At 57.5% G+C, this 20,241-nt stretch carries 22 protein-coding genes; 8 read left to right on the top strand and 14 right to left on the bottom strand.

The window, feature by feature from the left end; translation table 11 throughout:
* Positions 1 to 6: 6 nt before the first annotated feature.
* Positions 7 to 672: a MarC family NAAT transporter gene (locus tag IM271_RS00320; RefSeq protein WP_041909999.1), complete on the bottom strand. Its 666-nt coding sequence runs from the start codon at positions 670 to 672 to the stop codon at positions 7 to 9.
* Between the two features lie 256 nt (positions 673 to 928).
* Between IM271_RS00320 and marR the strand changes: the two genes are divergently transcribed.
* Genes marR through marB form a run of 3 tightly spaced genes read left to right on the top strand, consistent with a single transcriptional unit; the run spans position 929 to position 2,016 of the window.
* Positions 929 to 1,363: a multiple antibiotic resistance transcriptional regulator MarR gene (marR, locus tag IM271_RS00315; RefSeq protein ID WP_028013139.1), complete on the top strand. Its 435-nt coding sequence runs from the start codon at positions 929 to 931 to the stop codon at positions 1,361 to 1,363.
* Positions 1,364 to 1,383: 20 nt separating this feature from the next.
* The gene (gene marA, locus IM271_RS00310; protein WP_008502237.1) at positions 1,384 to 1,764 is read left to right on the top strand and encodes an MDR efflux pump AcrAB transcriptional activator MarA; all 381 of its coding nucleotides are present in this window, start codon (positions 1,384 to 1,386) and stop codon (positions 1,762 to 1,764) included.
* 33 nt (positions 1,765 to 1,797) lie between these two features.
* The gene (gene marB, locus IM271_RS00305; protein WP_028013138.1) at positions 1,798 to 2,016 is read left to right on the top strand and encodes a multiple antibiotic resistance protein MarB; all 219 of its coding nucleotides are present in this window, start codon (positions 1,798 to 1,800) and stop codon (positions 2,014 to 2,016) included.
* A gap of 38 nt (positions 2,017 to 2,054) precedes the next feature.
* Here marB and eamA read toward each other — a convergent pair whose 3' ends face one another.
* On the bottom strand, positions 2,055 to 2,954 hold the full coding sequence (gene eamA / locus IM271_RS00300; protein WP_028013137.1) for an O-acetylserine/cysteine exporter: 900 nt from the start codon (positions 2,952 to 2,954) through the stop codon (positions 2,055 to 2,057).
* 194 nt (positions 2,955 to 3,148) lie between these two features.
* On the opposite strand from eamA, the gene ydeE reads away from it, so the two are divergent.
* Entirely contained in the window at positions 3,149 to 4,342 is a 1,194-nt protein-coding gene (ydeE, locus tag IM271_RS00295) for an efflux MFS transporter YdeE (protein ID WP_028013136.1), read from the top strand.
* A gap of 46 nt (positions 4,343 to 4,388) precedes the next feature.
* On the opposite strand, the gene zinT is transcribed toward ydeE, so the two are convergent.
* The 8 genes from zinT to IM271_RS00255 all read right to left on the bottom strand — a co-directional run bounded on the left by zinT (position 4,389) and on the right by IM271_RS00255 (position 12,407).
* Positions 4,389 to 5,030, bottom strand: coding sequence for a metal-binding protein ZinT (gene zinT, locus IM271_RS00290; RefSeq protein ID WP_041910003.1), 642 nt, complete (start codon positions 5,028 to 5,030; stop codon positions 4,389 to 4,391).
* Positions 5,031 to 5,082: 52 nt separating this feature from the next.
* Positions 5,083 to 5,781: an urea ABC transporter ATP-binding subunit UrtE gene (gene urtE, locus IM271_RS00285; protein ID WP_048958836.1), complete on the bottom strand. Its 699-nt coding sequence runs from the start codon at positions 5,779 to 5,781 to the stop codon at positions 5,083 to 5,085.
* A 9-nt stretch (positions 5,782 to 5,790) separates the two neighbouring features.
* The gene (urtD, locus tag IM271_RS00280) at positions 5,791 to 6,588 is read right to left on the bottom strand and encodes an urea ABC transporter ATP-binding protein UrtD (protein ID WP_041910005.1); all 798 of its coding nucleotides are present in this window, start codon (positions 6,586 to 6,588) and stop codon (positions 5,791 to 5,793) included.
* Positions 6,588 to 7,661, bottom strand: coding sequence for an urea ABC transporter permease subunit UrtC (urtC, locus tag IM271_RS00275; RefSeq protein ID WP_193051947.1), 1,074 nt, complete (start codon positions 7,659 to 7,661; stop codon positions 6,588 to 6,590). Before urtC ends, urtD begins: the two co-directional genes overlap by 1 nt.
* Positions 7,661 to 9,235, bottom strand: coding sequence for an urea ABC transporter permease subunit UrtB (gene urtB, locus IM271_RS00270; protein ID WP_193051946.1), 1,575 nt, complete (start codon positions 9,233 to 9,235; stop codon positions 7,661 to 7,663). The genes urtC and urtB overlap by 1 nt, the downstream gene beginning before the upstream one ends.
* A 24-nt stretch (positions 9,236 to 9,259) precedes the next feature.
* Positions 9,260 to 10,531 (bottom strand): urea ABC transporter substrate-binding protein, encoded by a 1,272-nt coding sequence (urtA, locus tag IM271_RS00265; protein ID WP_028013130.1) that lies wholly within the window; start codon positions 10,529 to 10,531, stop codon positions 9,260 to 9,262.
* Between the two features lie 202 nt (positions 10,532 to 10,733).
* The gene (locus IM271_RS00260; protein ID WP_193051945.1) at positions 10,734 to 11,837 is read right to left on the bottom strand and encodes a cobalamin-independent methionine synthase II family protein; all 1,104 of its coding nucleotides are present in this window, start codon (positions 11,835 to 11,837) and stop codon (positions 10,734 to 10,736) included.
* Positions 11,838 to 11,993: 156 nt separating this feature from the next.
* Positions 11,994 to 12,407, bottom strand: a complete 414-nt coding sequence (locus IM271_RS00255; RefSeq protein WP_193051944.1) for a rhodanese-like domain-containing protein — start codon at positions 12,405 to 12,407, stop codon at positions 11,994 to 11,996.
* 73 nt (positions 12,408 to 12,480) lie between these two features.
* Here IM271_RS00255 and ftrA point away from each other — a divergent pair, with 73 nt between their 5' ends.
* Positions 12,481 to 13,488 (top strand): transcriptional regulator FtrA, encoded by a 1,008-nt coding sequence (gene ftrA, locus IM271_RS00250; RefSeq protein WP_088205425.1) that lies wholly within the window; start codon positions 12,481 to 12,483, stop codon positions 13,486 to 13,488.
* A gap of 156 nt (positions 13,489 to 13,644) precedes the next feature.
* Here ftrA and IM271_RS00245 read toward each other — a convergent pair whose 3' ends face one another.
* Positions 13,645 to 14,007, bottom strand: a complete 363-nt coding sequence (locus tag IM271_RS00245) for a hypothetical protein (protein WP_045260501.1) — start codon at positions 14,005 to 14,007, stop codon at positions 13,645 to 13,647.
* A 246-nt stretch (positions 14,008 to 14,253) separates the two neighbouring features.
* Between IM271_RS00245 and IM271_RS00240 the strand changes: the two genes are divergently transcribed.
* Positions 14,254 to 14,484, top strand: coding sequence for a DUF2554 family protein (locus tag IM271_RS00240; RefSeq protein WP_047368536.1), 231 nt, complete (start codon positions 14,254 to 14,256; stop codon positions 14,482 to 14,484).
* On the opposite strand, the gene IM271_RS00235 is transcribed toward IM271_RS00240, so the two are convergent.
* Positions 14,485 to 16,449: a U32 family peptidase gene (locus tag IM271_RS00235; protein WP_063942481.1), complete on the bottom strand. Its 1,965-nt coding sequence runs from the start codon at positions 16,447 to 16,449 to the stop codon at positions 14,485 to 14,487. It lies immediately after the preceding gene.
* 80 nt (positions 16,450 to 16,529) lie between these two features.
* Entirely contained in the window at positions 16,530 to 17,057 is a 528-nt protein-coding gene (locus tag IM271_RS00230) for a helix-turn-helix domain-containing protein (RefSeq protein WP_045260498.1), read from the bottom strand.
* Between the two features lie 92 nt (positions 17,058 to 17,149).
* Between IM271_RS00230 and IM271_RS00225 the strand changes: the two genes are divergently transcribed.
* Positions 17,150 to 18,322: a benzoate/H(+) symporter BenE family transporter gene (locus tag IM271_RS00225; protein ID WP_028013122.1), complete on the top strand. Its 1,173-nt coding sequence runs from the start codon at positions 17,150 to 17,152 to the stop codon at positions 18,320 to 18,322.
* Here the strand turns inward: IM271_RS00225 and IM271_RS00220 are convergent.
* Positions 18,296 to 19,168 (bottom strand): helix-turn-helix transcriptional regulator, encoded by an 873-nt coding sequence (locus tag IM271_RS00220; RefSeq protein WP_193051943.1) that lies wholly within the window; start codon positions 19,166 to 19,168, stop codon positions 18,296 to 18,298. The two genes, IM271_RS00225 and IM271_RS00220, sit on opposite strands and share 27 nt — an antisense overlap.
* Before the next feature lie 172 nt (positions 19,169 to 19,340).
* Between IM271_RS00220 and IM271_RS00215 the strand changes: the two genes are divergently transcribed.
* On the top strand, positions 19,341 to 20,237 hold the full coding sequence (locus IM271_RS00215; protein ID WP_047365193.1) for a DMT family transporter: 897 nt from the start codon (positions 19,341 to 19,343) through the stop codon (positions 20,235 to 20,237).
* Positions 20,238 to 20,241: the final 4 nt, after the last annotated feature.

The raw sequence follows: 20,241 nt of genomic DNA, 5'->3' as shown, positions 1-20,241 counted from the left end.
ATGACATCAGTGGTAGGTCTTAATAATCTCCAGCACGCCGTTAATAATAAACTGCACGCCCATACAGACCAGTAAGAAGCCCATCAGACGGGAAATCGCCTCGATACCGCCCTTGCCCACCCAGCGCATGATCGCACCGGAACTGCGCAGAGACGCCCACACGATAACCCCAATAAGCGCAAAAATTAGCGGTGGCGCAACGGTCAGTACCCAGTCCGGGAAGGTAGAGCTGTCGCGCACCGTCGATGCAGAACTGATGATCATCGCGATGGTACCCGGCCCGGCCGTACTCGGCATGGCCAGCGGTACAAAAGCAATATTCGCGCTCGGTTCGGACTCCAGCTCTTCAGATTTGCTGGTTGCCTCCGGAGACTCGTGCGCTTTTTGCGCCGGGAACAGCATGCGGAAGCCGATAAAGGCCACAATCAGCCCGCCCGCAATACGCAGCCCGGGAATTGAAATCCCGAAGGTGTTCATCACCAGCTGTCCGGCGTAGTAGGCCACCATCATAATGGCAAACACATACACCGAAGCCATCATCGACTGATGGTTGCGCTCGGCGCTGTTCATATTCCCTGCCAGCCCCAGGAACAGCGCCACCGTCGTTAACGGGTTAGCTAACGGCAACAGTACCACCAGCCCGAGACCAATTGCTTTTATCAAATCCAACATAGTGCGTCGTTGTCCTTATCCATATTTAACATCGCAATTATAGGGTGAAAGTGTGACGTTCAGCCATCGGCGCAACGTAACGATAGTTTTCCTTTGGGAACGATACTCGTTAGTTATCTTCCTGATTTGAAAGGTTGCAAAAATCGTTCATGAAACGTTTTAGCAATTCGTGGCATCGGCTGATTCATTCAGTTGACTTATACTTGCCTGAGCAATAATATCTGCCGTGATTAAACTACTTGCCAGGGCAACCATTGTGAAAAGCACCAGTGATATCTTTAACGACGTTGTTCCGCTGGGTCGTCTTATTCATATGGTTAACCAGAAAAAAGATCGCCTGCTCAATGACTACCTGTCACCGCTGGATATCACCGCAACACAGTTCAAAGTGCTGTGTTCCATTCGCTGCGAAGTGTGTATCACGCCGGTTGAGCTGAAAAAGGTGCTCTCTGTCGATCTGGGTGCGTTAACCCGCATGCTCGATCGTCTCGTCTGCAAAGGATGGGTAGAACGAAGCCCTAACCCGAATGACAAACGCGGCGTACTGGTCAGGCTCACCAGCGATGGTGCGGCTATGTGCGAGCAATGTCATCAATTAGTAGGACAAACACTGCATCAGGAACTAACAAAAAACTTAACGGCAGATGAAGTGGCTACCCTTGAGCTTTTGCTGAAGAAAATACTGCCGTAAACAGAAAAAGAGGTATGACGATGTCCAGACGCAATACTGACGCTATCACTATTCATAGCATTTTGGACTGGATCGAAGATAACCTGGAATCGCCGCTCTCCCTTGAAAAAGTGTCTGAGCGTTCAGGTTACTCCAAATGGCACCTGCAACGGATGTTCAAAAAAGAGACCGGTCATTCATTAGGTCAATATATTCGCAGCCGCAAGCTGACGGAAATTGCCCAGAAACTGAAAGAAAGCAATGAACCGATCCTTTATCTGGCGGAGCGTTACGGATTTGAATCACAGCAAACCCTCACGCGTACGTTCAAGAACTATTTTGACGTGCCGCCTCATAAGTACCGAATCACCAGCGTGCCGGGTGAATCCCGTTACCTGTATCCGTTAAAACACTGTAGTTAATCATCGCCTGTAAAAGACGTAACCGAGGAAAAAATGAAAGTTACCGCCTCCGCCGCCCTCGCCTTGCTGGTGCTGTTTTCCAGCCAGACCTTCGCGGAGCAAACCCCAGGTGCAACGCAGCAAAATAATCATGACACGATGATTTTGCCGTCAGCACATGACCAGTCGCCTTATGATTTCAACCACATGGGTGCTGGTAGCGACAAATCCGACGAATTAGGCGTGCCTTATTATAATCAGCACGGCCTCTGATTCGTTTTTGCCCCGCAGCCGCGGGGCTTTTTTATGCCCTATCCCCTTACCCGCGCCGCCCGGCGAACCCGCAGGCCAAACACGTTGATGTACAGCCCGGCCATGATCAGCACGGCACCGAGCAGCTGCAGCGCGCTCAGCGTTTCATCCAGCAGTATCGCCGCACTGGCAAGCCCCACTACCGGAACCAGCAAAGACAGCGGCGCGACGCGCCAGGTCTCATAGCGTCCCAGCAGCGAACCCCAGATCCCGTAGCCCACGATGGTGGCGACAAACGCCAGATAGATAAGAGAAAGGATCGTGGTCAGATCGATCTCGACCAGGCTGTTCAGCATCACCTCCGGGCCATCCAGAATAAACGACGCCACCAGAAACGGGATTATCGGAATCAATGCGCTCCAGACCACCAGGGACATCACCTGAGGCCTCGCCTCGTGCTGCATAATCAGCTTATTGAAAATATTGCCGCACGCCCAGCTCAGCCCCGCCGCCAGCGTGAGCATAAACCCGAGCAGCGCCACATCCTGACCGTTCAGGCTGGCTTCAATCAGCACCAGCACGCCAAATACCGCCAGCGTTATCCCCGCCAGCTGCTTGCCCTGCAGGCGTTCGCCAAACACAAATGCGCCGAGAATAATGGTAAAGAACGCCTGCGCCTGTAACACCAGCGAGGCCAGACCGGCCGGCATGCCGAACTTGATGGCGCAGAAGAGAAACGCGAACTGGCCAAAGCTGATGGTCAGACCGTAGCCCAGCAGCAGTTTTAACGGGATTTTCGGACGGGCGACGAAAAAGAGCGCCGGGAACGCCACCAGCATAAAACGCAAACCGGCCAGCATCAGCGGGGGCATGTTGTGCAATCCCAGCTTGATGACCACAAAATTGAGCCCCCATACCACGACCACCAGCAACGCCAGCAGTCCGTCTTTACGCGTCATACCCTGCCCCTGAATTATTAATAATTTGTTAACACTTCAAGGTAACAGAAAAAAGTGTGCCGCGAGAAGATCATTATTTCTGGCAGGCAGCTGAAGCACTTAGGGATAAATCGGGTGCTATACAAGCCCCTTATGTCATGGTAATCCTGTTAACACTCGTCTAAAAAAAGCATAAGCAACCGTCGGGAAGGAATATGAAACCATCTCTCAGGCGCTCAACCGCAGCGCTGCTGGCATCGTCATTGTTATTAACCATCGGTCGGGGGGCAACGCTGCCGTTCATGACCATTTATCTCACGCGCGTGTTTAATATGAGCGTCGAGAATATTGGTTATGCCCTGACGATTGCGCTGACCGTTGGCGTGGTGTTCAGCCTGGGATTTGGCATTCTGGCCGATAAGTTTGATAAAAAACGCTACATGCTGATCGCGATCGTGGCTTTTATCGCCGGTTTTGTCGCGATCCCGCTGGTGGATAACGTCACCCTGGTAGTGCTGTTCTTTTCCCTGATTAACTGCGCCTATTCCGTCTTTTCGACGGTGCTGAAAGCCTGGTTCTCGGACGTGCTGACCTCCAGCCAGAAAGCGCGCGTTTTCTCGCTCAACTACAGCTTCCTGAACATTGGCTGGACGATCGGGCCGCCGATTGGCACCCTGCTGGTGATGTACAGCCTGCAGCTGCCGTTCTGGCTGGCGGCCTTCTGCGCCGCGCTGCCGCTCGGGTTTATTCATTTCTTCGTGCAAAAAAGCGTCGCGCTGGATACCGCCGAGGAGAAGATGCCCTGGCAGCCGTCGGTGCTGCTGAAAGATCGCGCCCTGTTCTGGTTCACCCTCTCCGGCCTGCTCGCGTCTTACGTGGGCGGATCGTTCGCCAGCTGCATTTCGCAATACGTACTGGCCGCCAATGCCGACAGCGATTTTGCCCAGAAGGTGGTCGCCGTGGTGCTGCCCGTTAACGCCGCCGTGGTGGTGACGCTGCAGTACGCGCTGGGGCGGAAGATCTCCGCCAGCAATATTCGGCCTTTAATGACCGCCGCAACGCTGTTTTTTATCCTGGGGCTCGGAGGCTTTATGCTCTCCGGGGAGAACCTGATTTACTGGGGCATCGCCGCCGCCATCTTTACGCTGGGTGAGATTATCTACGCACCGGGTGAATACATGCTGATCGACAACATCGCCCCGCCGGGGATGAAGGCGAGCTATTTTTCCGCACAGGCGCTGGGCTGGCTCGGCGCGGCGGCAAACCCGATGATCACCGGCATTATCCTGACCAACCTGCCGCACTGGTCGCTGTTTGCAATCATGATGGTTGCCATCGTCGTTGCCTGGCTGATGATTTTGCGGGGAATGAGCGTGAAGGCGTGGAACGAATCCCCCAAAGCGGCGTAAAAAATAGTGGCCGGGTAAGGCGAAGCCGCCCCCCGGCAATAACGCATCAGTGGTGCAGCATCTCCTCCACCACCTGCTCTTTGTACATCTCGTTTGGATAATAGGTCGGCCAGTTGTCCATCTCTTTCAGCAGCGCCTCGTGGGAGGTATTGCCCATAAAAATATGGAAGTGCGATGAGGCTTTCGGCCCGATGATGTGGTCGCTGAACTGCACGAACTTCGGCGCCTTGCTGTCGGCATCCTTACACTCAAACAGATAGCGAACGCCTTTTTTGCCCGATGCGTAGGTCAGAATTTTGTAGCCACTGTAGTCATACTGACAGCTGCTGACCGCCTTGCCTCTGTGGAATTCCATTACGTTATTTTCAATGCCGATGGCATCCACGTCCGTGGCATATCCCTTGCGGTAGTACGCTTTCACCTCGTCAAAGGTTTTGCTTTTATCCTTCTGCGCTTTCTGTTTGAAGACCGGATCCAGCGAACCGTCCAGCAGGAACGGATAGACCGACTGCCAGGTGCCGTCCCAGTCGGACAGCGCTCTGTCCTTTACGTCTTTATCCTCAAACACGCCGTTTGCCGCCTTCTGTTCCGCTTCGGTCATCTGATGGCCGTGCGAGTGAGCAAACAGCTGGCCGCTGACCAGCAACGCCCCCAGAGTCATGGCAAATTTTCCAATATGTGCAGCCAAAGTAACGTCCTCATTCCGTTTTATAAGAATGAGGATGTTATAATATAACATTTCAGATCGCAACCAGCCCGCGAACGCCCTCCTGCTCCATATTTTCGCCCCTCCCGCGCTGAATGATAGTGCCGCGGGACATCAGGAGATAGCTGTCGGCCAGCTCGGCGGCAAAGTCGTAAAACTGCTCGACGAGCAGGATTGCCATGTCGCCTCTGTTTGCCAGGGTGCGGATCACCTGGCCAATCTCTTTGATGACGGAAGGCTGTATGCCTTCCGTCGGTTCGTCCAGAATCAGCAGCTGCGGACGGCTCGCCAGCGCGCGACCAATCGCCAGCTGCTGCTGCTGCCCGCCGGAGAGATCGCCCCCGCGGCGGTGCTTCATCTCTTTGAGAACCGGAAACAGCTGCCAGATCTCGTCAGGAACCTGCTTTGCCTCGCGGGCGGAAAAACGCGACAGCCCAAGCAAAAGGTTCTCTTCCACGGTCAGGCGCGGGAAAATCTCGCGGCCCTGCGGGACATACGCCACGCCGGACTGCACCCGCTGGTGCGGCCTGCTGTGGGTGATCGTTTTACCCTGCCAGATGACCTCCCCGGTTTTCGCCGGGATCAACCCCATCAGGCACTTCAGCAGCGTGGTTTTCCCGACGCCGTTGCGCCCCAGCAGACAGGTGACTTCGCCGGCAGCGGCTTCAAAGCTCACGCCGCGCAGGATATGGCTGCCGCCGTAGTACTGATTCAGTTCGTTAACCTGTAACATCATCGCTCCTTAGCGGCCCAGATAGACCTCAATCACCTGCTCGTTGGCTTGCACCTCGCGAAGCGAGCCTTCCGCCAGCACGCGCCCCTGATGCAGCACCGTGACGTGGTCGGCAATCGTTTCAACAAAGCCCATGTCGTGCTCCACCACCATCAGGGAATGCTTGCCCGCCAGGGTTTTGAACAGCTCGGCGGTGTATTCCGTTTCCGCATCGGTCATCCCGGCGGCGGGTTCATCCAGCAGCAGCAGGTGCGGGTCCTGCACCAGCAGCATGCCGATCTCCAGGAACTGTTTCTGCCCGTGCGAAAGCAGCCCGGCGCGACGGTCCCGCTCGCTGCCAAGGCGCAGAAGAACCAGCATCTCGTCAATGCGGTCCCGCTGCTCGCCGTTGAGTTTTGCCCGCAGGCTCGCCCAGACGGATTTATCGGTTTTCATGGCGATCTCAAGGTTCTCCCACACCGTCAGCGCTTCAAAGACCGTGGGTTTCTGGAATTTTCGGCCAATCCCCTGACGGGCAATGGCCGCAGGCTCCAGCCCGGTCAGGTCGATGGACTGGTCGTAAATCGCTCTCCCGCTTTTGGGTCGGGTTTTGCCGGTGATCACGTCCATCAGCGTGGTTTTACCCGCCCCGTTGGGGCCAATCACGCAGCGCAACTCGCCCACGCCGATATTCAGGGAGAGATCGGTCAGCGCCTGGAAGCCGTCGAAACTGACGTTAATGGCCTCAAGCTGAAGCACCGGGTCAGTCTGGTCCCGGTAGCGATCGCCGGGCAACTGGCGGGTAAATAACTCTTCCGTTGGCTGCATTATTTCTCTCCCTTACGAAACAGACCGTAGACGCCGCGCGGCAGGAACAGCGTGACGGCGATAAAAATCAGCCCCAGAAACAGCTGCCAGTACTCCGGCATGGCAACGGTAAAGAAGCTTTTCGCCCCGTTCACCAGCGCCGCGCCAATCACCGGCCCCACCAGGGTGCCGCGCCCGCCCAGCGCCACCCAGATGGCGGCTTCTATCGAGTTGGTCGGCGACATTTCACCGGGGTTAATAATGCCCACCTGCGGAACGTACAGCGCCCCCGCCAGGCCGCACAGCACGGCGGAGAGCGTCCATACCAGCAGCTTGAACCCGCGCGGATCGTACCCGCAGAACGTGAGGCGGTTTTCCGCGTCGCGCACGGCGGTCAGGATGCGGCCAAACTTGCTCTTCGCCAGCGCAAATCCGGTGCCCAACGCCAGAAGCAGCAACAGCACCGTCGCCAGGAACAGCGCGATGCGGGTGGTCGTTTCCGTCACCGGAAACCCGAGCAGCGTGGTGAAGCCGGTAAAGCCGTTATTGCCGCCAAAGCCGGTTTCGTTGCGAAAGAACAGCAGCATGCCCGCGTAGGTCAGCGCCTGGGTCATAATCGAGAAGTAAACCCCTTTGATCTTCGAGCGGAAGGCAAACCAGCCAAACACCAGCGCCAGCAAACCCGGTACCATCACGATCAGCACCAGCGCCCAGGCAAAGTGCTGGGTGCCCCACCAGAACCACGGCAGCTCGCTCCAGGAGAGAAACGACATAAACGCGGGCAGGCCGTCGCCTGACGCCTGGCGCATCAGGTACATGCCCATCGCATAGCCGCCCAGGGCGAAAAAGATGCCGTGTCCAAGAGAGAGCATGCCGGCGTAGCCCCACACCAGATCCAGCGCCACCGCAACGATGGCATAGCAGAGGATCTTGCCGATGAGCGTCAGCATCCAGGTCGACAGCGCCAGCGGATGCGTGGCGGGCAGCAAGGCGAAAAACGGTAATATCAGCAGACACGCCACCAGCAGGCTGCCTGCAATCTGTGTCGTGCGCGGCGCTTTACGCGCCAGCGTTAAGGTCAGCGGCTGGCTCATCAGTCAATCACCCTCCCTTTCAGCGCAAACAGCCCCTGAGGGCGCTTCTGGATAAACAGGACGATCGCCACCAGAATCACGATCTTGCCCAGCACCGCCCCCATCTGCGGCTCAAGGATTTTATTGAAAATGCCCAGCCCGAACGCGGCAGCCACGCTGCCTGCGAGCTGGCCTACGCCACCGAGAACGACTACGAGAAACGAGTCGATGATGTACCCCTGACCAAGCTCCGGCCCGACGTTACCCAGCTGGGATAACGCCACGCCGCCTAACCCGGCGATCCCTGAGCCCAGACCAAACGCCAGCATATCGACGCGCCCGGTCGGTACCCCGCAGCAGGCGGCCATGCTGCGGTTTTGCGTCACCGCGCGCACGTTCAGACCAAGACGGGTTTTATTCAGAATTAGCCAGGTGAAGAACAGCACCAGCAGCACGAAGCCCAGCACCACAATGCGGTTCCACGGCAGGGTAAGGTTAGCAAAAACCTGTACCCCGCCGGAAAGCCATGCCGGGTTTGCCACCTCGAGGTTCTGGGCACCAAAGGTCATGCGTACCAGTTGGATGAGCATCAGGCTGATCCCCCAGGTCGCCAGCAGCGTTTCCAGCGGACGACCGTACAGGTGACGGATCACGGTGCGCTCCAGCACCATTCCAATGCCCGCCGTCAGGCAGAACGCTACCGGCAAGGCGATAACGGGATAGAGCGCCAGCCACTGAGGCGCAAGCCCGGCCATTGCCTGCTGCACCATCCACGTGGCGTACGCCCCCAGCATCAGCATCTCGCCGTGCGCCATATTGATGACGCCCAGCAGACCGTAGGTGATCGCGAGCCCAAGCGCGGCCAGCAGCAGCACCGACCCCAGAGAAAGCCCCATAAACGCCTGGCCCAGCAGATCGCCCCACATCAGGCGATGCGTAATCTGGCTAAGGCTCTCTTCTGCGGCCGCGCGCACGCCGGCGTCCGGCTCGGTCTGCGCCTGGGTAAACGGAGTGAGTCTGGACTGTACGTCCGGATCGTCTGACTGGCCAAGCAGTTCGACGGCCCTGCGGCGCACCTCCGGCTGCGGGCTCGCCAGCTGGAGGTTTGCCACCGCCAGCAGCAGCGCCTGCCGCGCCACGGCATCTGTCTCCTCGCGAACGCGTTTTTCCAGAAAAGCGAGCATGTCGGGCTGAGCATCCCGCTGCAGCTGCCGGGCTGCCGCCCGCCTTTCGGTGACACTGTCACTAACAAGCTGATGCGTGGCAATGGCCGTTGCAGCCAGCACGCGCAGCCGGTTTGTCAGGCGTACGGCTTTGGTTTGCCCTACTGCCGCGCGGGCGTCACCGAGCGAAACCATTTCGCCATTACGCTTCGCAAAGGCGTGCTTTTGGCTGTCGGTATACAGGTTTTCCTTTTGCAGGGACTGAAGCAGCGGAAGCCTGGCGGCATCCGGCGCGGCGGCCCACTGCGTGAGGAGCTCCGCCTGCTGGCCGCGGCTGGCGGCAACAAAACGATCGGCATCCGATGCCTGCGCCATCCCTGGCAGCAGTCCGGAAAGCCATACAAGAGCGATGAACATGCGCATGGCGTTCATGACGTTTCTCCCTGAGGCAATGGCCTAGTTGCTGGCGGTTTTCATCGGCTGGTCGGGCTTTTTGTCATTCCCGGCGATGAACGGACTCCACGGCTGGGCGCGTACCGGCTGTTCCGTCTGCCAGACCACGTTGAACTGGCCGTTGCCTTCAATTTCACCGATCATGACCGGCTTATGCAGATGATGGTTGGTAGCATCCATGGTGAGCGTAAAGCCAGACGGCGCCTTAAATGACTGACCGGCCATCGCCGCGCGTACCTTATCCACGTCGGTGGTGCCCGCTTTTTCCACCGCCTGTGCCCACATATGGATCCCCACGTAAGTCGCTTCCATCGGGTCGTTGGTCACCACGGTATCGGCATTCGGCAGCTTGTGCGCCTTCGCATAGGCTTTGTAATCCGCGACGAACGCCTGGTTGGTTGGATTATCCACGGACTCAAAGTAGTTCCACGCCGCCAGGTTACCCACCAGCGGTTTGGTGTCGATCCCGCGCAGCTCTTCTTCGCCGACGGAGAACGCCACCACCGGCACGTCGGTGGCCTTCAGCCCCTGGTTAGCCAGCTCTTTGTAGAACGGCACATTGGAGTCGCCGTTGATGGTCGACACCACGGCGGTTTTGCCGCCGGCGGAGAATTTCTTGATGCTGGCGACGATGGTCTGGTAGTCGCTGTGACCAAACGGGGTGTAAACCTCTTCGATGTCCTTATCCTCAACCCCTTTTGAATGCAGGAACGCGCGCAGGATCTTGTTGGTGGTGCGCGGGTAAACGTAGTCGGTACCCAGCAGGAAGAAGCGCTTCGCCCCGCCGCCGTCCTCGCTCATCAGGTATTCCACCGCCGGGATGGCCTGCTGGTTCGGCGCCGCGCCGGTATAGAAGACGTTTGGCGACATCTCTTCGCCTTCATACTGCACCGGATAGAACAGCAGGCCGTTCAGCTCCTCAAACACCGGCAGCACGGATTTGCGCGAAACCGATGTCCAGCAGCCGAACACCACCGCCACTTTATCCTGGCTCAGCAGCTGGCGAGCCTTCTCGGCAAACAGCGGCCAGTTTGAGGCTGGATCCACCACCACAGGCTCCAGTTTCTTACCCAGCACGCCGCCTTTGGCGTTGATCTCGTCGATGGTCATCAGGGCGACGTCCTTTAGCGGGGTTTCGGAGATGGCCATCGTGCCGGACAGAGAGTGCATGATCCCCACTTTGATGGTGTCGGCCGCCTGCACGCCAAAACTCATTCCCATCGCCACGACGGACGCGGATAACGCAAAGGCTTTTAATAAGGTACGACGCTGCATATTTTCACTCCTGAAAAAGAACGCTGTGCGAAAACGTCCGTTACGGCATGGACGCGGAAATAAAGGTGTCAGCGAAGCAGGAGCAAAAAGGATGCCAGAATGGAGGAAGCGCTATTGCAGGAGACAGAAGGCAGGATGTAAAGAGAACGACTCAGAATGGCACAGCGCTGCACTTTTATAATGCAGCGCTGAGGAAGCGCTTTTACCAGACTTCGCTGGCGATCTGCGTCACCAGACGGACCTTATCCCACTGCTGGGACTCGCTCAGGCTGTTGCCCTCTTCGGTGGAGGCAAAACCGCACTGCGGGCTGAGGCAGATTTGATCTTTCGACACGTATTTCGCCGCCTCTTCCAGACGGGCCTTCACCCCTTCCGGGTTCTCCAGCTCACCGTTTTTCGTGGTGATCAGGCCCAGCACCACCTGCTGCTTGCCCGGGCGAACGAAGCGCAGCGGCGCGAAATCCCCGCTGCGGTCGTTATCGTATTCAAGGAAGAATGCGTCAACGTTGACCGTCCCGAACAGCACTTCCGCCACCGGCTCGTAGCCGCCTTCGGAAATCCAGGTTGAACGGAAGTTACCGCGGCAGACGTGCAGCCCGATGGTCAGATCCTCCGGCTTGCCTTCCAGGGCCTTGTTTAGTACGCGGGCATAGATTTGCGCCAGCTCATCGGCATCGTCGCCGCGCTCGCGGATCTGACGGCGCTGGTCGTCCGAGCAGAGGTAGGCCCAGACGGTGTCGTCCAGCTGCAGATAACGGCAGCCCGCGTCGTAGAATGCGCGTATCGCGTCGCGCCAGGTGGTTGCCAGATCGTCGAAATAGTCGTTCAGATCCGGGTACACCGTCGCGTCGATGTCTTTGCGCCCGCCGCGGAAATGGAGCACGCTTGGGCTGGGAATGGTCATCTTCGGCTGGGCATTGCCGCTGATGCTTTTCAGATAGCGGAAGTCTTCCAGCATCGGGTGGTCGCCAAAGCCCAGCTTGCCGGTCACGCGCACGCCGTGGGCTTTGGTTTGTACTCCGTTGAACTGAATCCCCTGCTGTGAATCGTAACGCTCAACGCCCTGAAGACCGTCGAAGAAATCGAAGTGCCACCAGGCACGGCGAAATTCACCGTCGGTCACCACATGCAGGCCGCACGCGCACTGCTGCTCGACGACGTGGCGAATAGCCTCGTCCTCCACCGCGCGAAGCTGTCCGGCATCAATCTCGCCGCTGGCGAACTTCAGGCGAGCCTGCTTGATGGCATCCGGACGTAAAAAGCTGCCGACTACGTCGGCGCGGTATGGGGCGTGCTGTCGTTGCATGGAAATCTCCTCAGTCTGCCGGTATTAATTGCCCGCAGTGATAATTCATTATTTGAATCTTTAGACTTCTGGATGTCTAAATGTCCAAAAAAGATGTCATACCTTACCGTTTCCGGCAAACGAGAAAATTTCACGGGTGTTGAAAAAAATTCATCTTCACAGCGCGTCAGCGTGCGCCTGGCTGGCAAAGGCGTAGCGTTCATCTTCCCAGCCGGTGATGCCGCCGAGCATGATTTTGACCGGCAGCCCGAGACGCGCCAGCTTCAGCGCCGCCCTGTCCGCGCCGTTACAGTGTGGCCCCGCGCAGTAGACGACAAACAGCGTCCCTTCCGGCCATTGAGACATCCGCTCAGCGGTCATCTGGCTCCACGGCATATGCAGTGTGCCCGGCACATGGCGGCGGGCAAACTGCTCCGGGCTCCCCACCACGTGCAGCAGCACGAAGTCCTGCTCATTATTGGCGATGGCGTGATGCACGTCGGCGCAGTCGGTTTCGACGCTCAGGCGACGCAGAAAATGGCTAACGGCTTCCTGCGGCTCGGCAGCCGGAAATTCAGTAACATAGCTCATGATCCTTCCTCATCTTTGGCGTTTGTGTTAACACTACTCTATCCACAAATTCAGCCCGTGAATGCGCTCGCTTATGCCAGAAAACAGCAAAAAGATGACAAACTTAAGACAGGTTACCCGTCCGCAGGTGGTGGTGCTGGCGTATGACGGGCTATGTACCTTTGAGTTTGGCGTGGCGGTTGAGATTTTTGGCCTGCCGCGTCCGGAGCTGGGCGACGACTGGTATCGTTTTGCGGTGGCGAGCGTGGATAGCGGAGAACTGCGGGCGACCGGCGGGATCCGCATCGTTACCGATGGGGACTTGAGCCTGCTTGCGTCGGCGGACCTGATCGTGGTTCCCGGCTGGCGGGGGCTGGACTCACCGGTTCCTCCGGCGCTCTGCGAGGCGCTGCGCCAGGCCAGCGCGCGCGGATGTCAGCTGCTGTCCATCTGCTCGGGCGTGTTCGTGCTGGCCGCTACGGGGCTGCTGAACGGACGTAAAGCCACGACGCACTGGCGCTACATTGACGCGCTTAAGGTCCGCTACCCTCACATCGAGGTGGTTGAGGATGTGCTCTACCAGGACGAGGGCGATATCCTGACCTCCGCGGGCAGCGCGGCGGGGATCGATCTCTGCCTTCATGTTGTACGAAGGGATTATGGGCTGGAAACCGCCAACAGCGTGGCGCGTCGGCTGGTGATCCCCCCTCACCGGGATGGTTCACAGCCGCAGCAGCTGAGTCGCCCGGTGGCGCAGCTGCGTGAGAGCCAGCGCCTGGGCCAGCTGTTTGATTTTCTGCACACGCACCTTGTCGAGCCGCACAGCGTCGACTCGCTGGCGCGTCGGGTCGGCATGAGCCAGCGCACCTTTCTTCGTCGCTTCGAGGCGGCAACGGGCACGACGCCTGCTCGCTGGCTGCTTAATGAACGCCTGCTGAGAGCAAAAGATTATCTGGAGAGCAGCCGTTTAAGCATCGACAGCATCGCGGAACAGACCGGGTTTGGTCAGGCGTCGACGCTGCGTCATCATTTTCGTCAGCAGTTTGCGCTTTCCCCGGCTCAGTATCGCAAACAATTTTCACGTTCTGATACTGCCCGCTAGCGGCAAAAGCGCAAAAAAAAACCGCCATTATCTGGCGGTAAATGCTTGCATGGATAGATTTGTATTTTGGTCTCTACGTCCCCGACGCTCCATGGTCGGGCAGCGGATCTCATACAAACTAACACTGGCTGTCTCAACGAAAGCTAAACAGCCTGATTAACTCGCGCTGGTATTGATTTGTAAATAGCGCATCAGGCCCTGCTCAGCGCTCTGCCTGGCATCATCGTTAAGGGCCTCGAGATAAAACGATCGCGATACGCCATAGGGAGCCTTTTCAGAGGGATATACCGCAAACTGGAATGTTTTTCCCCGTGCCGGATGGGTGCAGTCTAATTCCCAGCGCTGTTCATTTACTCTTTTACTAGTGCACGCTACGCGTCCATAGTCGCTGGTTAAATAGGAACCAACGCGAATTTCAGCGGACTGAATATATTCTGGTTCGTCATTACCTGCATAACGAATCGCTGCAACGGCACCTACCGCAACAGCCAGAAGCGAAAACGCTATTATTTTTTTCATTTATGAATGACCCATTCCTTAGCCAGAGATTCACTATTATATAGGATTTATCCTTAAAGCGAACATCCAACTATGGACCAGAAATAGGAGGTTTACAAAAACGCACATATATTTTAAGAAAAATCCTAATCGGTATTATGAACCCACGTTATTTGACATTTTCTTTGCGCTATTTTGAAATTTTGAATAATAACCCTAAACAATAATTGGCATGATTTCCCCGCGCTGTTCTTATTCGGTGAATTTATGTTCAAAAAAGGGCTATCTTTTATCATGCTTATTTGTGCCCTCTTTTCCGGCCAGCTGATGGCCGGGCACAAAGGCCATGAATATGTTTGGGTAAAGAATGTGGAGCATCAGCTGCGGCATGAGGCCGACAGTGACGAGTTACGCAGTGTAGCGGAAGAGTCAGCGGAGGGTTTGCGCGAACACCACCTGTGGCAGAAATCGCGCAAACCGGACACGCACGTAAGGTAATTAACTGCCCTTGCGTTTCGGAAGGGTTTTCATCAGATCGTCCGGGCTCACGGACGCAACGATGCTGCCCGGCGGTGGCATTTTGAAAATGTGGTTTTTCATTTTGCCGATAACATGCATTTCACAAGGACGGCAGTCAAACTTCAGGGTCAGAACTTCGTCACCGTTGACCAGCTGCATGGGGGTGGCCTTCCAGCTTTTAATATTCCCTTTCGCCTGTTTCGGGCACAGGTTAAAAGCAAAGCGCAGGCAGTGCTTGGTGATCATCACCGGCACATCGCCCTTCTCTTCGTGCGCTTCATAGGCCGCGTCGATAAGCTGCACGCCGTGGCGATGATAAAATTCACGCGCTTTATGGTTGTAAACGTTGGCCAGGAACGATAAATGGGTGTCCGGATACACAGGCGCAGGAACGGATTCGGCCTTACGGCTGCCGCGCGGATACTGCGCCAGGCGTGCGGCATCCAGCATCTCTGCCGTTTCGCGGCGGAACTGATTCAGCAGGCTGTTCGGCACGAACAGCGCGTCCGGCAGATTAACCTCGATGGCGCGCGCGTAGTAAATCGTCTGGCCCAGCTTCGCTACGCCGTCCTTCAGGCTGTTAAGCGCTTTCTCCGCGTTGTTTGCCACCTCGAACAGGCCATCAAGCGTATGCGTTACGCTGATGCCGTCTTCGCAGGTCATGGTCAGGATCAGCTGCTCTTCCCAGCCGCCCAGCTCAATGTCCACCGCGATGCGACGCTCGCTGGAGGTTTTCAGCAACGCCTGCTGCCAGTTATGATCCAGGTTACGGTTGAGCGGCGCGTTCGGCCTTGCCTTGTAGAGATCGGCAGGCATTTCATTCGGCCAGACGCGGTAGCGGTTCTCGCCGGTTTTTTCGACCGTGTTGGCGCGGAAGCCCACCACTTCACGCTTAATCATCACGTTCAGGCCGTCGCCGTTCGCCAGCGGCTCGGTCACTTCAACGTCCAGGTGATCTTTCGCCACTTTCAGCACTTCACCGACCGGTAAACCGATAAATTTCGGTGAGTCAAACGCGCCAATATCCCCTTTGCGGGCGTTCACGAAATAGTCCGTGCTGCCGCGGTGGAAGGTTTTGTCCGTTGACGGAATAAAGAAATGTTCGGTACGACCGGCCGAGGCGCGCGCCAGGTCACCGCGATCTTCGATGATGGCGTCCAGCATCTGGCGATAGTGCGCGGTGATGTTCTTCACGTAACTCATATCTTTGTAGCGCCCTTCAATCTTAAAGGAACGCACGCCCGCGTCGATCAGCGCGCCCAGGTTGGCGGTCTGATCGTTATCCTTCATGGAAAGCAGGTGTTTTTCGAACGCCACCACGCGACCCTGGTCGTCTTTCAGGGTATACGGCAGACGGCAGGCCTGCGAGCAGTCGCCGCGGTTGGCGCTGCGGCCCGTCTGGGCGTGGGAAATGTTGCACTGGCCGGAATAGGCCACGCACAGCGCGCCGTGGATAAAGAATTCGATCGTCGCGTCCGTCGCCTGGTGAATATCGCGGATCTGATTGAGGTTCAGCTCGCGGGCCAGAACGATCTGCGAAAAGCCCACGTCGGAGAGAAACTTCGCCTTCTCAACCGTGCGGATATCGCACTGGGTGCTGGCATGCAGTTCGATAGGCGGAATATCCAGCTCAAGCACGCCCATATCCTGAACAATCAGGGCATCGACGCCGGTCTGGTAGAGATCGGTAATCAGACGCTGCGCGGGCTCCAGCTCATCATCATGAAGAATGGTGTTCAGGGTCACGAACACTTTCGCCCCGAAACGGTGGGCGAACGGCACCAGATCGGCAATATCGCGCAGGCTGTTGCTGGCGTTATGGCGGGCACCGAAGCCAGGGCCGCCGATATAGACGGCGTCAGCGCCATGAAGGATCGCTTCACGGGCAATGGCGGCGTCGCGGGCCGGGCTTAAAAGTTCAAGATGATGGGATTGCAGGCGCATACTTCGTCGTTATCCGTTATGGTCAAAATGGCGGCTATTGTAGTCAGAAGTATGCGCCAGCGAAACAGTTTTGCGTAGCCTCAGCGGGGATAATGGATCAGAGAGTGAAAATGCACCGGCCGGTCGCTGCTGTTGCGGTAGGCGTGCGGTTTATCGCCGGCAAAACGGACGCCAGAATCGGCATGCACCGTCTGCCACTCGTCGTTGATGTTCATCTCCAGCTCGCCGCTGATGACCACCACATGTTCAATCACGCCTGCCTCATGCGGCGTGGACTCGCTCAGGGCACCCGGTGCCAGCGTGATGGAGAAATGATCGAACCGGAGCGTCTCATCCCAGGGAAAGAGCGGTTTGACCACCATCGCCTGCTGCTGTGAATCAAACACAGCCGGTCTGTCCGCCTCGGGCGTAATGAAAGCGGAAAACGGGACGTTCAGCCCGGTGGCAATTTTCCACAGCGTCGACACCGTCGGGCTGGACTCATTGCGCTCGATTTGCCCAAGCATCGCTTTCGACACGCCCGTTTCGTCCGCCAGCTTCGACAAACTCCAGCCGCGCGCCTGGCGCAGCGTTTTCAGCGTTGCTGCAAGATGTTGTGTAATGTCCATGCTCCCTCCTGATGGCCCTGAGCATACCACTTGTACGCTATAGCGCACAGTGTTACCTTATCGCGGACGTTATAACGCACAGCGGAGTTTCTATGCGACCTACCTCTCATCTCGTTCCAGTCGTACTGGCTGGATTTGTCGCCGTTCTGGTCGGTTACGCCAGTTCGGCAGCCATCATCTGGCAGGCCGCCGCGGCGGCAGGCGCCAGCGCGCAGCAGATTGCGGGCTGGATGACCGCGCTGGGGGTTGGGATGGGCGTCAGCACGCTGGCGCTCTCCTGGTGGTATAAAGCTCCGGTGCTGACCGCCTGGTCTACGCCCGGCGCGGCGCTACTCGCCACCAGCCTGCACGGCGTGACGCTGGCCGAGACAATCGGCGTGTTTATCTTCGCCAACGCGCTCATTTTACTCTGCGGCATGACCGGGCTTTTCGCCCGCCTGATGAAGCTGATCCCACACTCACTGGCTGCGGCCATGCTGGCAGGCGTACTCCTGCAGTTTGGGCTGCATGCGTTTGCCCATCTGGACGGGCACTTTCTGCTGTGCGGCAGCATGATTGCCGCGTGGCTGCTGGCGAAAGCGCTGGCACCGCGCTATGCAATCGTCGTTACGCTGCTGGTGGGCGGGATCGTGGCGTGGGCGGGAGGTGACGTTGTCACGGATAAAATCACCATTTCCTTCGTGACACCTGAGTTTATTGCGCCCACGTTCACCTTCACCAGCCTGGTGAGCATCGGCTTGCCCTTCTTCCTGGTGACCATGGCCTCGCAAAATGCGCCCGGTTTCGCGACCATGAAAGCGTCCGGCTATCCGCTGGCGGTCTCACCGCTCATTATTTTTACGGGCGGGCTGGCGCTGCTGCTGTCCCCCTTCGGCGTCTTTTCCATCTGCATAGCCGCCATTACCGCCGCTATCTGTCAAAGCCCGGATGCCCATCCCGATGCCGGTAAACGCTGGCTGGCGGCCATCGCCGCGGGCGGGTTTTATCTGCTGGCGGGAGTGTTCGGCGGATCCATCACCGGGATAATGGCTGCGCTGCCGCTCAGTTGGATCCAGACGCTGGCCGGTCTGGCGCTGCTGGGTACCATCAGCGGGAGTTTATATCAGGCGCTGAATCATGAAGCGGAGCGCGACGCGGCTATCGTCACGTTTCTGATGACCGCAAGCGGCGTCACGATCCTGGGCATCGGCTCGGCATTCTGGGGGCTGGTGCTGGGCGGCGTAAGCTATGCCCTGTTTTCACGCGCTCGACGCGCGCAGCTGTGACGGCGTGATGCCCATGACGCTGCGAAAACGGTTACTGAAGTGGCTGGCGGAGTTAAACCCGCAGGCCAGCGCGATATCCGTCAGCGGCGTCGAGGTATGCTGCACCAGGTTTTTCGCTTTTTCCATGCGCCGTTGCATAACGTACTGATGCGGCGCCAGCCCCGTCGACTGGCGGAACATGCGGGCAAAATGGTATTCGCTGAGTGCGGCCTGCGCCGCCAGATCGGCCAGCGTCAGGGGCTGTCCGAGGTTTTCTTCAATAAAAGCCAGCACGTTGCGCAGAACAAACGGCGATAGCCCGCCGGTAACGACCGGGAGCTTCCACTGAACGTTGGCGTAGTTTTGCAGCAGGTGGGTCAACAGCAGTGTAGAGGCCGTGCTCAGGGTGAGCTGGTTGGCCTGCTGCTGCCAGTCGCAGCCGAGCAGAAACTGGCGGTACAGCGCGGTGATCTTCGGGTCGCTGCCAAAAATGCGCTCGTCCAGAGTCAGCGACAGGGGCCGCTTGTCCCAGATTTTTTCGCCCACATCGCGCAGGTGTTCATCGGTGCAGTAGAGATGGACAAACGACAGGTCATCGCGAATATCCCAAGTCGATTCGCTCTCTTTCGGCATCAGACAGAAACGGTCCGGTCCCCCGCCGTTCTTCCAGCCGCCCGGCGTCTTTTGATAGCTTTCGTAACCGTCGGCAACGTACAGGCTAAGGGTATGATGATTGCTTTTAACCGTTATCGTATCGTGCTTGTTGTACCACGCCGCCAGCTGAATGCCGGAATTGAGCGCGACCGTTTCCCGCAGGACCGCATTCTGCTGGCGAAGCGTTTCAAAGGTATCGTAAGCGTGAGACATAACCGTTAGCGCGTTATTGAGTGAACTGTCAGTCTAAGAACTGTTGTCCCCCGTTGCCAGCCCCGGAAAAGAAAAAAGCGCAAGATTTTGCAAGTCTACCGCAAGCCGGTGAAAGCCCCAGAGCGATGACAGCGCCATACTGCGGGCTTCCGTGGTTTGATAAGAGAAAAATATGAACGCGTTATTATACGGACTGGTGGTGATCATCTGGGGAACCACCTGGATTGCCATTTTTCTGCAGCAGGGTCCCGTACCCGCCCCCGTCTCTATTTTCTGGCGTTTCGCGGTGGCCAGCGCCACGATGATGGTGGTGTTACTTGCCCTGCGCCGGTTGCGTAAGCTGGCGCTGCGGGATCATCTGTTCTGCATGCTTCAAGGATGCTGCGTCTTCTGCTTTAACTTCTGGTGTTTTTATACCGCGGCGGCACACATCAACACCGGGCTGGAATCGGTGATCTTCTCCATGGCGGTGCTCTACAACGCCATTAACTGTTTTATTTTCTTTGGACAGCGCCCGCCCGCGCGTTTTTGGACGGCGGCGGCGCTGGGTCTTGTGGGGATCGTGACCCTTTTCTGGGACGACCTGCTGGCCAGCGGCTGGAGCGTATCGCTCCTGACGGGCATTGGCCTTTCCGCCCTCGGCACGTACGGCTTCTCGCTGGGCAATATGATCAGCATGCGCCATCAGCGCAGAGGTCTGGAAACCATGACCACCAACGCCTGGGCTATGCTTTACGGCACGCTGGTGATGGGGGGGATTGCGCTCTTCAGAGGCGACAGTTTTACCCCGGAATGGACGGTCACCTACATGGGCGCGCTGCTCTATCTGGCCCTCTTCGGCTCGGTGATTGCCTTTGGCGCCTACTTCACGCTGGTGGGACGTATCGGCCCCGGGAAAGCGGCCTACAGTACGCTGCTCTTCCCGCTGGTGGCGCTCTCTATCTCAACGGTGTATGAAGGCTACGTCTGGCACATCAACGGTATCGTCGGTTTGCTGCTGATTCTGGGCGGGAATATGGTGATGTTCACGAAACCAGAGACCTGGTTCAGGCGCCTGCGTACGGCGTAAAAAA

The sequence above is a fragment of the Enterobacter cloacae complex sp. I3 genome (genome assembly GCF_014896175.1).
Classification (GTDB): Bacteria; Pseudomonadota; Gammaproteobacteria; order Enterobacterales; family Enterobacteriaceae; genus Enterobacter; species Enterobacter bugandensis.
This window is presented reverse-complemented; position numbering and strand designations above follow the sequence as displayed.